The organism is Vibrio sp. VB16, from assembly GCF_015594925.2.
Lineage (GTDB): Bacteria > Pseudomonadota > Gammaproteobacteria > Enterobacterales > Vibrionaceae > Vibrio.
Genome location: NZ_CP087591.1, coordinates 1,085,737 through 1,100,185, shown reverse-complemented (window position 1 = coordinate 1,100,185; position 14,449 = coordinate 1,085,737). Strand labels below are relative to the sequence as shown.

Here is a 14,449-nt window from a genome sequence, read left to right as displayed (position 1 = left end):
TCTGAGCACATCGACAAATTTAAGATAGATAAAAAACATCAAATAGGAATGCTTATCAATACGTTAGTAATATCTATCAAAATAATATTTTTCCACTATCAATTTGATATCTATCAAACGTGATAGTTGATAATACCGATACTACAAGGTCACGTTTCAGGTGAAAAACGTGTAGTAATTCCAACTTGAAAACGTCATTGTTGAGCAATATGTATGCAAAGGAATAGGCATAAGAAAGGGGGGCATAGCCCCCCTTTCTTCCTCAATAAAACACGATGAAACATTGATATGGTCAATAACCTTTATTGGCAACTTAATTGACTAAGCCAACGCCGTAAAAGGTTAAGAGACGCCTGAAGGCGATAATCAGCCGTAGAGCGTTGATCATCAATTGGATGAATAATTTTGCCATACAAGGTTATCACTTCTTCGATAAAACTTGGCTCTGAAAGTTGCTCGACGGGTAACCCAGCAAATAGAGACTCAAGTTGACGACTGCGAACCACTGTCGGACCAACCGCACCAAAAGCGATACGACAATCAACTAATCTGCCCTCTTTAACGTTTGCTAGCCCTGCAACCGAAAGCTTAGTCAGTGCATTTGCGGCACGGGTACCAACTTTATGGTAGAACGTCACAGGAAAATCAGCTTGCGGAATAATGATATGAGTGAGCATCTCATTTTGCCTAAGCTGGGTCCGTCCCGGAGCAATGATAAAGTCTTCAAGTTCTAATTCACGCACCCCTTGAGCAGAAGACAACACGACACGTGCATCTAGCAAGTATAAAGCAGGCAACGTATCCGCGGCGGGTGAAGCATTACAGATATTACCCGCCATAGTGGCACGATTACGAAGAGCAGGTGCCGCTATTTTGGCTGCACTCTGACGCAAGACATCTGGCACCATGGGGTGTTTTTCAATCTGGCTTAATGTCACTCCAGCGCCAATAACCAGTGCGGTTTTTACGTCACCGTTTGAATCAGCGCCATCGCTCGTCTTAGTAATATGCTTTAGCGCTTGGATTGCATCGACAAAAACGACATCCTGATTAAAACTCGGGGTCATTCCCGGCCTAACGCTGTGTTGTACCATTAGATCAGTACCACCAGAAAACAGCGTATGACAACCAACCGCGAGCCTATCCAATGCCTGCTCTAAAGTGTCCGGACGATATGCTTCTACCATAACCCTTCTCCTTTTTCGCTGGCAATTTTCGCGGCGTCAACGATCATCCCATACCCTGTGCAACGGCATAGGTTACCTGATATCGCCGTCCGAATCTCCAGCTCGTTCGGATGGGCGTTGGCTTCAAGTAAGGCATACAACGCAAGCACCATACCCGGAGTACAAAACCCGCACTGCACCCCTTTTGCTTCAAGAAGCGCATTAATGACACACAAACCTTTTTCCGTTTTTCGCAACCCTTCCAGGGTCATCAACTGACCACCTTCGGCTTGACCAATAGGCATCATGCAGGCGTTTACCAATTCGCCATTAAACAATATTGAACACGCGCCACACTCCCCTTCACCACAGCCTTCTTTGGTCGCCATGTGACTAAGGTTAATACGCAGTGTATGCAGTATTGATTGCAGGGGATCCGCTTCCACTTCGACCAACTCATCATTTAAATAGAATCCGATCTTCATTTTGCCTTGCCTCCGCCAGTAGTATTCTGTGCTCGTTCATTTTGATAAATCGCCTGACATATTTTCTCTGGCGTGACGGGTATTGATGATAAACGTTCGCCAATAGCGGATTCTACTGCCGCTGAAAAGGCGGCCGCACCGCCATTATGGGTTAACTCACCTCCCCCTTTCGCACCATTTGGTCCGTAAGGGTAAGGGTTATCAACGAGGTCGCTTTCAATTGATGGCACATCCAATGCCGTTGGAATGACATAATCGGCCATCGTTTTTTGAGCAAAAACACCCTCTGCATTTAACTCCATTTTCTCGCAACTGCCATAACCAAGCGCTTGTACCAAACCTCCATCAATCTGGCCTTTGAAAACAGCTGGGTCAATCGCATGGCCAATATCGTATACTGCCCAAGCACCGAGAATATCTGTTTCACCGGTGGCCATATCGACCTCTACTTCAACAATATTCATGCCGTAGCTTGTTGCTTGATACGCGCTGCCTTGATAAGTATTTTGATCCCAGACATGATAGTCCGGCTTGCGGTACACCTCTTCGATTTCTAGCGGTTCACCTTCGTGCCAATTATCTTTTATTTTTTTGGCCGCTTTTTCCAACAGGTAACCAACAATCAATATTGATCGAGACGCGACCGTTGGCCCAGAATCCGGCACAATGCCAGTGTCTGGCACCGCTAATTGAATTGTATCCAATGGTTTATTTAGGGTATCGGCGACAATCTTACGAAATGTCAGGCTTAGGCCTTGCCCAATATCAGTATTAGAAGCAAGGATCTGAATAGTACCGTCCGCCAATTTGAGCAAACGCACCTTTGCGCGTACCAGCGTATCTTCTAAATCTCCAGCAAAACCACAACCGTGTTGGAACACGGCCAGCCCAATCCCTTTTCGTTTTTCGTTGTCTATCCCTTGTCTCTGAGCTCGTTCATTTGACAGAATCGTATTTTCGTCAGTCTTGTTGTTATAGTCTGATAAGTTCAGTATCCGTTCCAACATTTGATCCAACACTAATTCGCCGAAGATAGCCGCGCCGGTCAAGGTAGTCGAGTCTGATTTTAGGAAATGTCGATGCTTGAAAGACATTGGATCTTCACCAATCTGCTTGGCAATATGATTCATATGGGTTTCCATACAGAAACACGTCTGTGGCGAACCAAAGCCACGAAATGCACCTGTTGGCACGGTGTTCGTTGTCCAAGCATGCCCTTCTACGCGAACATTAGGGATATCGTAGACATTGGTCGCTGTTGTGAGAGAACGCTGTAAAACAATGCCAGAAAGGCTAAGGTATGCACCTGAATTAATATCAAAGTTGAGTTCCATGGCAACAATATTGCCATCAGCATCAATTCCGGTTTTGTAGTGAAATTCTACCGGGTGTCGCTTAGACGTAAATTGAATGTCTTCGCTACGCTCCAGTACGATTCGAATAGGTTGTTGCAATTTCTCAACCGCAACGGCCAATGGCCCAGCTAAGACATCAGGATAATCTTCTTTACCACCAAACCCGCCACCTGTCGGGCATTGAATAGCACGAACTTTATCATGACCAAGTAGTACCGCCATACAGTGATGAACATAGAAAGGACACTGCATCGATCCCTCTATAACAATTTTCCCATCCTTTGGATAACCAACACAGCCTTGTGTTTCCAGATAGATATGTTCTTGATAACCCGTACTGCACGTCTCTTCAATAATGGTCACTGCACGGGAAAATCCCTCTTCAACATCGCCTTTTGTTAGCGAATGGCTATCAAGAACGTTGTCCGTTGAGTGAATCGCACCATCGATAAGCGCTTTAGATTGCTCTATCGTATACGCCGGTTTTAACGGCGTGTAATCAACCTTAATTTTATTCAGTAACGTCTCTATCACATCTGGATTTGGACCAACCAAAAGATAGATAACCTGACCAACAAACCGCACTTCAGTGCAAGCGAACGCTGGCCAATCTATTTCTACTATAGGGAGCGCATTTTGCCCCGGAACATCATCAGCACCAAATAAATGGTAGCCTTCTGGCAGTTCCGGAAGTTCGACCGATTTAATAACCCCTCTGGGACAAGAAGAGCGGTAGAACCGCCCTTCTAAAAGTCCCGGGTAATGACGGTCGGCAATATACTTAGCTTCACCAGTGGCTTCTTCCCACTTGAATCGAGTATTAACCGTATCCATATCGAGATCTCACATTAGTCTAATCGATCCATTGTTTTCCAAAGGCGTTGCGCTACTTTGCGTGCTTCTGCATAGATTGGCGCAATATCGAATGGGAAAGACCGATCTTCATACACAAATCTTCCTTCAACGATAACACTGTTGACGTTGCCCGCATTGATACCAAAAGCAATATGCCCTGGCAGGTTATCGGCAACAAATGGCGTTGGACTGGTGTAATCGAGAATCGTTAAATCCGCTTTGTTTCCCGGGTCCAGACGACCAAACTTGGCCCCAAAGTTACGTGCAAGAATTTCGTTTCCGTTCCATAGGTTACGGGTAAAGCTATCTGGCCATAAAGGACCGCCAGCATCACGATGTTTGAAGAAAGCGAATTTTAACTCTTCAAACATATCTGCACCAATACCATCGGTTCCCAATGCCACATTCTTAAAGCGAGTTAGCTTGCTGTTGTAGCCTACATTATTGTTCATGTTAGAACGGGCGTTGTGTACTAAGAAACCGTCTTTCGCGTTCAAGATATCAATGTCACGATCAGACAGGAATAGACCATGTGCCAACAGTGTTTTCTCATTAATTAAGCCAAAACTGTCCAAACGTTCAACAATATCCTGGCTGTAATGATGATGACTGTGAGTGACGTCATAGCGGTCTTCTGCTACATGGATATGAATACCACGTCCAGTCGCCTTAACCGCTTCAGACATCATGGAAAGACCTTCATCCGTCACCGTAAATGGGGCATGTGCACCAATATGCGATTCTACAAGATACGGTTCTTCCCCTTTCACTTTAGCGTTGTCAATCAGTTGAGCAAAGGCAATATTCTCTTCAACTCCGGCCATCATTTCTTGCATGCCACCATTACGGTCGGTGGTCTCAAAGCACGTCATTCCACGCAAACCTGCTTTTAAGAAACCGCTACGCAAAGTTTTCAACGAACCAGCGATATAGTTTGGCGAAGCATGGTGATCAATCACCGATGAGCAGCCATTCTTAATCGCTTCCAATGAACAAATCAGGCCACTGTAATACAGCGCTTCTTCATCTAAGGCTCGATCCATACGCCACCAAAGGTTCTTCAGAATCGAAATAAAATCTGGGCTTGGCTTGATATCAGCCATTATGCCGCGAGCAAGACCCGAGTAAAAATGGTTGTGCGAACATACAATGCCCGGCATAACCAATTTTCCATTCATCTCTTTTACCGTCGCTCCGGGGTAATTACCCGACAGATTTGAACCGATCGCTTTGATAACACCGCCATCAAGCACGATATCAACGCTTTCCTTAATCAGTGCAGGTTCTAACTGCACCGCCGTTGCATTTTTTAGTATTAACATTCCTGACTCCTAACCTATAAATCAACGCTACCAAGCAAATAATTATGATGCGCATGAACGTAGCTAATCATTGTCGCTTCATCCGTCATCGACACAGGCATATCCAGTTCACTCTCGTTATTAATGCTAAAGGTATATGTTTCACCTTTTGAACGAACTAATACTTCCTTACCCTCTACGTAGAAGCCTTCATTGGTGCTGTTTGCAAAGTCATCGCGTAGATTAAATATGGTGAATTTGTCTTTGTAAGGCTTGCTGTCCCAAGGGCAAAACTGAGCGCAGTTACCACATTCGTTACAGTAAGCGTCGATGTGCAATGTTTGGAATTGGTCTTTGAAACCTGGAATAGGTAACGATATATTGGCTCGGTTAGGACATACGTCTACACACTTACTACAGATATAATTACATTCCAGACAGCGACTTGCTTCTTGCTCTATGAAGCTTTCACGGTCGGACTCTTCAAGTTCGTTAACGTTGATCATTTGAACTTGAATATCCCCTTTACGTGCATATATCGCCTCGGCCTTAACCTTAGAAGAAACATCGGCGAGGCTTTCTGTTTTAGATTCTCGGGCCAATATCGTTGTTGCAGTTTTCCGACCACTGGAGATAGCAGAAACGATAGATGAAGGACCTGTATGGGCATCACCCATTAAGAAGACATTCTCTACGCCTGTTTCACAGCTTTCTTCGTCAACAATAGGCCAGCCATTTTCACCCATTGGAATACCAATACGACCAAGTGCATCTCGGTTTGACTGTTCGCCAACAGCGGTAATGAGCGCATCCACCTGAAGCTCAATGGTCTCTTGTGTGGCAACTGGACGACGACGACCTTTCTCATCAGGCTCTCCCAATTCCATAACACGAGCGGTTAGCTTGCCATCGGCATCGAATTGCTCTGGATTAGTGAGGAACATAAACTGAACGCCATCTTCAACCGCTTCTTCATACTCTTCTTTGTAGGCGGGCATTTCAGCAATTGTACGGCGATACAGTATGGTTACCTTCTGAACGCCATCAACTTTAAGGGCAGCACGAGCACTGTCCATCGCCGTGTTACCTGCACCAACAACCGCAACATGACTGCCAAGCTCCAGTTTTTCACCGTCATTGAACTGACGTAGAAATTCTAGCGATTTATAGATATTGCTATTGTCACCTGCAAGTGAAATAGGGTTGCCTTTATCCGCTCCTATTCCTAGACAGATATATTTGAAGCCACTTGATTTTAGTGCATCCAAGTCTAAATTCGGGTTGCAACCGTATTCAATATGAACACCATGAGCGGTAACAAAATCAATATCGTGTTGAATCACTTCTGCCGGAATTCGGAATTGCGGAATGATATTCTTTACCACACCGCCCGCGTTTTGCTCTTTCTCAAATATGGTGACTGGATGACCCGCTCGTGCCATAAAGTAGGCAGCGGACAAACCAGCAGGACCGGCTCCGATAACCGCGACAGGGTATTTTTCGCCATCTAAATCGGGTTCATGCCACTTGGCTTTATAGCTTTCCCAACCTTTATCAAGTGCGATTTTTTTCATTTCACGAATGTTCAATGCACCTTCGTAGTCACGACGGGTACAGTTGTACTGGCATTGATGATCACAGATATGTCCGGTAATGGCAGGCAAAGCGTTACGAGAATAAATAACCTCTAATGCTTCGGTGTACTTTTGCTCGCCCAACAGACGAATGTACTCGGGGATATCTTGGCTAATAGGACAGGCAGTGACACAAGGTGCAATATAGCAATCGGTCAATGGCAGCGCTTTTTTGACACTGATTTCTTCTGGTCCACGCCACTCTTTTTGTACGTAATCTGCGACCAGCGATTTTGCCGCTAGTGCTTCAAGTTTCACGAGGTCAACTTTTTGCATTCCCCATTCATCACTGGTTTCTAGCTCTTTCGCGCAGTCCGTCAAGCGAAGATAACCACCTGGCTTCAGCAAGTCAGTTGCCATTGTGATTGGGCGAATCCCCGTTTCAAAAATTTCTTTAATATTAAACTTGCTAGCACCACCGGAATACGAAATAGGCAATGTTCCGTCGAATTCTCGAGAAAGTTCAAGGGCGACGTTAACCGACAGTGGAAACAAAGCACGACCAGACATATACATCTCTTTGTCGGGTAAGCGCCCTTTGCGATTCAAAGTACCAAGTGTGTTAGTTAGCTTAACGCCAAACCCGATATTTTTTGCTTTGCCTAATTCGACCAAACGATGAAGCATTGCTTTCGCGTCTTCTATCTGCAAGTCGTGGCCGAATGACTCTTCGCTTAACGCAATATAGTCAAATCCAGCGTTATCTAATATCTCACGTACACGTTTGAAGCCCAATAAAGTAGGGTTCAATTTCACAAACGTGTTGATGCCCTTCTCTTCGATCATATATTGACAGATCGCTTCTATCTCATGTGGTGGGCAACCATGCATAGTAGATAATGTGACACCACGTGTCAGTTGAGGCGTAATCGTCTCAGTAAGCTGGTTAAGGCGTGGTGAACTAAACTCGTTAGCAAAATCTGGTTTCGCGATAAAACGATTCAATTCATCGATATATGCCCCGAAATTTTCATGCTTACTTGAATCAAGCATGTCATGGATATATTTCTGCATTGGTGCTGTCTGGATCCCAGCAAGGTCATAGCCCACACTCATATTAAAGACAAAAGATTTTGCTTCACCTTCTAATCGTGGAGCAAAAACTTCTTCTAATAGATGCAGTGCAATCCACGCTTTAAGGTATTCGTCATACGCTTTTATTAAAGTGAATTCGGTTGACCATTCGGTGTTAAAGCACTCATCTTCTGCGTCGATACAGGGTTTAGCTATTTCCAACGTATCAAGCTTCTGAACTGTCTTCAGCTCCATGAAACGACCACCCGCTAGCCAAGAACAGATAATATTCTGTGCCAATTGAGTATGCGGGCCGGCTGCTGGCCCGACTGGTGTTTCACAATTCTCACCCCAAACAGAAAGATCTTTGTTGCTCTCCTTGCGATAAAATTGCTTTGCTGGAATCCCAAAAATCGACTGGCTTTCCTTATACTCGCTAAAGATACGATGAAGAAGCTCGCCGAACGGAACGGGACGCATGATGTCTCCCATGATAAATCTCCTTGATGCTATAATTGCTTGTTTGGTTACAGCCAGTACATTTCGTAATGCAATGTGTGGGGCTAAATATGTCGGTCTCAAAGTGATAGGTCGAAAAAAATCAACCAACTATATTTAATAAAGAGCAACTACTGAGCCAGATATTAAAATCGAGATCATCAAGTCGATTGTTCTAAGTTAAATTCGTGACAGAGGTCGAAACTAAGGTCCATTGTGTGAGCGCACGCACCTGAAGATAAAGCGTTTAATAATGAGCAAGATAAGTTGGAAATGATTATGATTCTTAGTCAAAGTAAAATACCTATCAAATTAATAAATAACTATCACTTTGATACCGTTTATTTTGATAGGTATTATCAGAAACAGAAACGTTAAGAAATTATTTAATTTAGAAAGGTGAAATGTGATTTATTCTCAATAACAAGATAAATTCAAATAAACTGCCTAGATTTTTACACAGTATAATTATTAACTGGTGATAGTGGCTTATTATCATTTTGATAATAATTCACTATCAACTCTCATAATGATAATAATAAAATTGGGAATGGTTTAATGCATCAGCTTCAACGCCGACAAAGTGCGTCATAGGCTTCTTGCGTGTCAATATCGAGCAATATTTCTGATTCCTTCATTCCCACATATTTCACTTCGCCACTCTGTATCAATTTCTTCATCTTACTGTCCAAAGGGGCATTGGCTATCTCAGCCGCCATAGAATAGCAGAGTAAAACCGGGTGTCCTGGGGCTTGAACTGTGCCGGGGAAGACCGTACGTTGACCGCGTTCATCCCACACCCTCTGATAGATATCAGCAGAGACACATGGCATATCACCATGACATATAAAGAAATTTTCCGTTTCAACCTGTTTAACCCCATACTGAATGGAGCTAAACATTCCCTGTTCAAAGCCCGGATTTACCACCACAACTATATTGTCGTTGTTCTGATAGCGTTGGGCTAATTCACTACCGCGGTGACCCACGACAAGTATTACTCGAGCGCAAAAGCCAAGTGCATTTTCGATACTTTCATCAAGGATTGTATGGTGAAGGTAAGGTAGCATCATCTTCCAGCGTCCCATTCGAGAAGACAGGCCAGCAGCAGGCATTACGCAGTCTACATGTTGACGTTGAACCATTATTTTACCCATTTATTAGCATTAATCTCATTAAAAGGAGGCCATATGATGATGGGGTTTGACGACCAAGAACGACCTTTTTTATCATTTAAGGCTTCCGTATCAAAGCCGCTTGTTATTTCACTTGTAGGCGGCGGTGGTAAAACATCAACGGCGTTTTGGCTTGCCAATCAATTCAAAAAAAAAGGCCATCATGTTTTTATTAGCACTACTACAAAAATGTATTTACCTGACAGTGAACAAGCTGACAATTTTATTAACCTCCACGACACCAACGAACAACTAATAACATACCAGCACTTGGATTTATTAGAGCCAAGTATCACTTTTTGTTATAAAAATAAAATTAGAACAGATAATAAAAATAACAAAATTAAAGTGTCGGGTGTCACAAGTCAATTTATTGATAATTTAAAAAATGACTCCCCTTTCACAGTTTTTATTATTGAGTCAGATGGTGCTAAACGTTTACCAATAAAGGCACCTAATAGGCATGAGCCTTGCATCCCGAATACTTCGGATATAGTTATCGGTGTCACTGGTGCAGAAATTATTCATACTCGGGCGATACCCGAGAGAATTCATCGATGGGACACGTTTTCTGCACTGACCCAATGCTTGGATGGCGAACTCATTGACCACCGAGTGCTGGGAAACTTGATTGAACATCAACATGGAATGTTTAAGCACGCTCCCAAAGATGCCATCAAAATTTGGTTGATAAACAAGCTGGATCTGGCCACTGATTACGACAAAATCGTAACGTTGGCCAATAAAATTATCAGCGAAACCACAAAACTTGATGCCATCTGGCTTGCGACGATGAACAGTCATACGCCGATTAAAGACGTACTGACGAGAAACTCGCCCATAAAGCGCTCGTCATGAGAACTGAGGTCATGATTAATGAACATTTTTGCAAGAGCAGCACAATTAGAAGAAGAAAACGTTCCATTTGCACTAGCAAGCATCATTGAAACACGTGGGTCAGCACCGCGTCATTCTGGGCAGATGATCGTTAAAACTAACGGCACCATTATTGGCACCGTTGGTGGTGGCATGATTGAACGCTATGTGATTGAACAATCATTGGAAGCGATGTCGGAAAGAAAAGCTCGAGTGGTCAAAGGTCGAATGACACAATCTGGTCCTGAAGCGATGGGAATGGACTGTGGAGGTGCAATGAGTGTGTTCATTGATGTGTATGGCCTTCGCCCTAGCCTTTTGTTAATTGGCGGCGGTCATGTTAATCGAGCGGTCGCGCACGCGGCGCACGTGCTTGGTTTTGATATTACGGTTGCCGACGCGTACGAAGATAGCCTTGCAGAAGAACATTTTCCAGAGGGGACCAAATGCATCCTTGGTAAGAGCATGGAAGATGCTATCGATAAGTTGAACATTACCGAAGAGAGTTTTGTGGTTATCGCCACGAACCACCAAGACAAAGACGCTATCTCAAAGATAGTGAATCGTGATACTCGATATACGGGTCTCATGGCGAGTCGTCGCAAGGTTCAGACTCTGTTTAATCACCTTAGAACATGCAATGTCAGCGAAGAACACATCCAAGCAATACACTCTCCTATCGGGTTCAATATTGGTGCGGAAACCCCAGACGAAATCGCCATCAGTATCATGGCTGAAATCCTTAAGGTTAAACATCAGTCTGCTGGCGGATTAATGAAAGATGATCCCCGTATTAATCGCAATAGATTGGTTCTTATTCGAGGCGCGGGAGATATTGCTACGGGCGTCGCCATTCGTCTGAAAAATTCAGGGTTTAAAGTCGTCATGACGGATATTTCACAACCCACAGTAATACGCTGCACCGTCTCTTTCGCCCAATGTTTGTACGGTGAACCTTCTACCGTGGAAGGGGTCACCGCTAGAAAAGCAAACAATTGTAAAGACGTTTATAAGATAATCGACGACAACGAAATCGCCGTTATGGTTGATGAAGAGTGCTGCTCTATCGACAAACTAAAACCAACCTTTGTGATCGATGCAATTCTCGCGAAACGTAATCTAGGCACTCGCCGTGATATGGCGCCAGTCACCATCGCGCTAGGCCCTGGTTTTACGGCCGGTGAAGATTGCGACGCGGTAATAGAGACAAATCGCGGCCATTACCTAGGTCGAATTATCTATAACGGTGTCACTCAAGCCAATACGGGGATTCCGGGTAATATTGCCGGTTATACTCACCAAAGAGTTATGCGCGCAAGCAATGATGGCGTTATGCATAATCATGTCAAACTGGGTGATATTGTAGAAGAAGGAGATGTCGTCGCTCATGTTGGTGACAACCCAGTCATCGCGCCACTAAGCGGAATGGTTCGAGGGTTACTGAATGAAGGGCTCACGGTCACTGAAGGATTTAAAATCGGCGATATTGACCCTCGAGGAATCGAAGCCGATTATACAACCGTGTCGGATAAAGCCAGAGCCATTGGTGGTAGTGTGTTAGAAGCAATGCTTCACCTAGAACATACTGAATTGAGTTAATCTTTCACGTAAGATTGTTTTATTAATCCATTAAAAAAAATCAAAAAACCACTCTCATACGAGTAATGCTGTTAACTTAAGACATCAAATTCCGTCATCCTCACGAAAGTGGGGATCTAAACCCACCCAGATTCCCGTTTTCACGGGAATGACGACGAATACTTTTTCTCAAGTGAACGGAATTTCCCTCATACGAGTGGTTTTTTAATGGAGGATAACTTGAACTGCCTTTTAACAGCATATGATTTCTTTGCGCCATAAACCTATCGATTATGTGAACTGTATTTCTTTAATGCTTTCTACTAGTTTATTGGGTAGCTTGCGATATGCTAGGACAATAGAACGTGTTATTGGTCTGTCCAAGTCAATGGAAATATACTTTAAATCATCATCTTGCTTGATGTATGATTCTGGTATTACTGCTACCCCTAACCCTAATTTTACTAAGCCTTGCAGTTGTAGATCGTGGATAGCTTTACCTTTGTAAATAATAGATATGTTCTTCTCATTGATAAGACGTTCAAATGCTTTTCGATTGGTACAATAAGGTCTTTCAATAAACTGGAGGCCTTCAAGCGAATTGAGACTGACTTCATCGTTTTTCGCTAATGGATGATCTCGACACACAACTAGTTTATAACCTTCCTGACGAAGTAGTTTAAACTCAAATTGCGACGGTAACCGTTCTTCATCAATGATGGCAATTTGCGCTTGTTCAATAGAGTCTGCGATGGACAAGTTAATATCTAATGACACATTTCTTATAGATTCAATAATGCAAAAATAATATTCAATGTTGATATCTGGTTGTATATATATATGTAGTTCAATTTTGCTATCGGGTATAAAGGCCGCTCTTAATTGTTGGCTTTGCAATAACAAATCAGACGCTAGCTTGTAGAGTTTGTGCCCCTCTTTTGTCGGTTTAATACCCTGTTTATTACGCTCAAAAACTATCACCCCTAAGTTTGTTTCTAATGACTTTATAGCATGAGTAATCGACGGTTGGGAGATGTAACATCGCGATGCTGCTGCAGTAATAGACCCTTCTTCATAGGCGGCCAAAAAGTAATGGAGTGGTTTTATCTCTATCATATAATTTATCTATGGATAACAAATATAATCAATATTATATCTATAAAAGAAAAATTGCTATTTTTGTGTCTACAGATAATACAAAAATTCATCTAACAAGGTCATCTCGTATGGCGACTAAAGAAGGGAACCAGAATATGTTCGAGCGTCACAGTGATATTGCAATCCATCAAGTATTAAACCGATTTGAAAAAGGAGATTTAACATTGCTAGAACTCATCGCAGACGATATCAATCTGCGAATAGACCATTATAAAGATGATGCCGATATTGATTGGCAACAATGTGACAATAAAGAGGGTTTTATCGAAGTATTAGCTCGCTTAGGCACAGAAATTTTTCCTAAAGGAACGACAATTACAGGACTAAAATCAGAGGCATTAGGGAACGGGTGGTATGTGACAACATTTGATCAATCATTTTGGTATGGCTTGGCTGAAGAAGCGGTAAAGAGCCGAACGTATATTGTTTCTCATGAATTAGATGGTCAACTAGATTATTTTCGTGAAAATGTAGGCACACTTCAATATAAAACTGTAGCTTAGCTTGTGAAATGCGAAATTAATTAATACCACAACTTATCTTGATGATTTTTCGTAACACAATCTCCAAACACTACCGTTTCAACAGGTCGCATTTTTGATTGCTTGTTAGCTTTTGCTACTCGTGAGCATTGTTACTCCCAACCAAGTGAACCATACAATTTGGCTTATTCCAAAAATTTCAGTGAGTACTTCAGCAGGGTAAGTAGTGAGGATACCAACAATACCAATGAAAACCCCAAAGTAGTTAAGCATTTTAGGAAGCTCGCCATTTTTTAAGGCGGCAAAACTTAACAATAGAACCCATAGACCCCCAACAACTTCGTTCCCACCACCTAAGCCTTCAACTACAGAATAGATAGTCCGCCAGACTGTCATAGCTTGTTCTGGATCCTTAGCCGAGATCTCCAAAACTGTAGCTAAACCTATATTTGCAATCATTCCGCTAGCAATGACTAAACCCACCCAAACAATCCCAAATATAGAAGCAATTTGTGAAAGGATTGGGCTATTCCCCTTCAAACGGTCATGAATCGCCAGAACTAATACAGCCAAAATAATGCCAAATAGTACATAAATTATGAGATTTACGATGGACAGGACACCCTGATTTTCAGCTAGAAAAGCGAGTTGTTTCACAGTATTAACATCAGTAGGGAAATCCCAGAACGCCCCAAAAAACACGAAAGCTGACACGTAAATAATGGATTCCAAAAGAGCAGCAACTCCTCCTGTTTTTTGTAAATTTTTCACGATATAGACCCCATGTTAATTGAGTATTCAGAAAGCTAACGCCTTGCTAAGCGGATTAAAATGGTTGGTTAAAATCGCACAGCGATAACCAACTGTTTTAA

Annotated in this window: 11 protein-coding genes; 3 read left to right on the top strand and 8 right to left on the bottom strand. The window is 42.9% G+C overall.

What is annotated here, in order from left to right:
- Positions 1 to 302: 302 nt before the first annotated feature.
- The 6 genes from IUZ65_RS21310 to mocA form a co-directional block, all read right to left on the bottom strand.
- The gene (locus IUZ65_RS21310; protein ID WP_195706023.1) at positions 303 to 1,187 is read right to left on the bottom strand and encodes an FAD binding domain-containing protein; all 885 of its coding nucleotides are present in this window, start codon (positions 1,185 to 1,187) and stop codon (positions 303 to 305) included.
- Positions 1,181 to 1,651, bottom strand: coding sequence for a (2Fe-2S)-binding protein (locus tag IUZ65_RS21305; RefSeq protein WP_195706022.1), 471 nt, complete (start codon positions 1,649 to 1,651; stop codon positions 1,181 to 1,183). Before IUZ65_RS21305 ends, IUZ65_RS21310 begins: the two co-directional genes overlap by 7 nt.
- Positions 1,648 to 3,840: a xanthine dehydrogenase family protein molybdopterin-binding subunit gene (locus IUZ65_RS21300; protein WP_195706021.1), complete on the bottom strand. Its 2,193-nt coding sequence runs from the start codon at positions 3,838 to 3,840 to the stop codon at positions 1,648 to 1,650. The genes IUZ65_RS21305 and IUZ65_RS21300 overlap by 4 nt, the downstream gene beginning before the upstream one ends.
- A gap of 14 nt (positions 3,841 to 3,854) precedes the next feature.
- Positions 3,855 to 5,183, bottom strand: a complete 1,329-nt coding sequence (gene ssnA, locus IUZ65_RS21295) for a putative aminohydrolase SsnA (RefSeq protein WP_195706020.1) — start codon at positions 5,181 to 5,183, stop codon at positions 3,855 to 3,857.
- 14 nt (positions 5,184 to 5,197) lie between these two features.
- Entirely contained in the window at positions 5,198 to 8,302 is a 3,105-nt protein-coding gene (gene ygfK, locus IUZ65_RS21290) for a putative selenate reductase subunit YgfK (RefSeq protein WP_195706019.1), read from the bottom strand.
- A 575-nt stretch (positions 8,303 to 8,877) separates the two neighbouring features.
- A complete protein-coding gene (gene mocA / locus IUZ65_RS21285) occupies positions 8,878 to 9,453 on the bottom strand; it encodes a molybdenum cofactor cytidylyltransferase (protein WP_229638267.1) in 576 nt (191 codons plus the stop codon).
- 45 nt (positions 9,454 to 9,498) lie between these two features.
- On the opposite strand from mocA, the gene yqeC reads away from it, so the two are divergent.
- Together yqeC and yqeB are read left to right on the top strand one after the other, a co-directional pair.
- The gene (gene yqeC / locus IUZ65_RS21280; protein ID WP_229638266.1) at positions 9,499 to 10,341 is read left to right on the top strand and encodes a selenium cofactor biosynthesis protein YqeC; all 843 of its coding nucleotides are present in this window, start codon (positions 9,499 to 9,501) and stop codon (positions 10,339 to 10,341) included.
- Between the two features lie 18 nt (positions 10,342 to 10,359).
- Entirely contained in the window at positions 10,360 to 11,958 is a 1,599-nt protein-coding gene (gene yqeB, locus IUZ65_RS21275; RefSeq protein WP_195706017.1) for a selenium-dependent molybdenum cofactor biosynthesis protein YqeB, read from the top strand.
- Positions 11,959 to 12,228: 270 nt separating this feature from the next.
- Here the strand turns inward: yqeB and IUZ65_RS21270 are convergent, their stop codons facing one another.
- On the bottom strand, positions 12,229 to 13,053 hold the full coding sequence (locus IUZ65_RS21270) for a LysR family transcriptional regulator (RefSeq protein ID WP_195706016.1): 825 nt from the start codon (positions 13,051 to 13,053) through the stop codon (positions 12,229 to 12,231).
- A 110-nt stretch (positions 13,054 to 13,163) separates the two neighbouring features.
- On the opposite strand from IUZ65_RS21270, the gene IUZ65_RS21265 reads away from it, so the two are divergent.
- The gene (locus IUZ65_RS21265; protein WP_229638265.1) at positions 13,164 to 13,598 is read left to right on the top strand and encodes a hypothetical protein; all 435 of its coding nucleotides are present in this window, start codon (positions 13,164 to 13,166) and stop codon (positions 13,596 to 13,598) included.
- Between the two features lie 105 nt (positions 13,599 to 13,703).
- Here the strand turns inward: IUZ65_RS21265 and IUZ65_RS21260 are convergent, their stop codons facing one another.
- Complete coding sequence (locus IUZ65_RS21260; RefSeq protein ID WP_195706015.1) at positions 13,704 to 14,348, bottom strand: DUF4386 family protein; 645 nt, start codon at positions 14,346 to 14,348, stop codon at positions 13,704 to 13,706.
- Positions 14,349 to 14,449 lie beyond the last annotated feature (101 nt).

Coding starts and splice junctions, on each gene's coding strand:
- IUZ65_RS21310 (WP_195706023.1), bottom strand. CDS start 1,187: ATGGTAGAAGCATATCGTCCGGACACTTTAGAGCAGGCATTGGATAGG.
- IUZ65_RS21305 (WP_195706022.1), bottom strand. CDS start 1,651: ATGAAGATCGGATTCTATTTAAATGATGAGTTGGTCGAAGTGGAAGCG.
- IUZ65_RS21300 (WP_195706021.1), bottom strand. CDS start 3,840: ATGGATACGGTTAATACTCGATTCAAGTGGGAAGAAGCCACTGGTGAA.
- ssnA (WP_195706020.1), bottom strand. CDS start 5,183: ATGTTAATACTAAAAAATGCAACGGCGGTGCAGTTAGAACCTGCACTG.
- ygfK (WP_195706019.1), bottom strand. CDS start 8,302: ATGGGAGACATCATGCGTCCCGTTCCGTTCGGCGAGCTTCTTCATCGT.
- mocA (WP_229638267.1), bottom strand. CDS start 9,453: ATGGTTCAACGTCAACATGTAGACTGCGTAATGCCTGCTGCTGGCCTG.
- yqeC (WP_229638266.1), top strand. CDS start 9,499: ATGATGATGGGGTTTGACGACCAAGAACGACCTTTTTTATCATTTAAG.
- yqeB (WP_195706017.1), top strand. CDS start 10,360: ATGAACATTTTTGCAAGAGCAGCACAATTAGAAGAAGAAAACGTTCCA.
- IUZ65_RS21270 (WP_195706016.1), bottom strand. CDS start 13,053: ATGATAGAGATAAAACCACTCCATTACTTTTTGGCCGCCTATGAAGAA.
- IUZ65_RS21265 (WP_229638265.1), top strand. CDS start 13,164: ATGGCGACTAAAGAAGGGAACCAGAATATGTTCGAGCGTCACAGTGAT.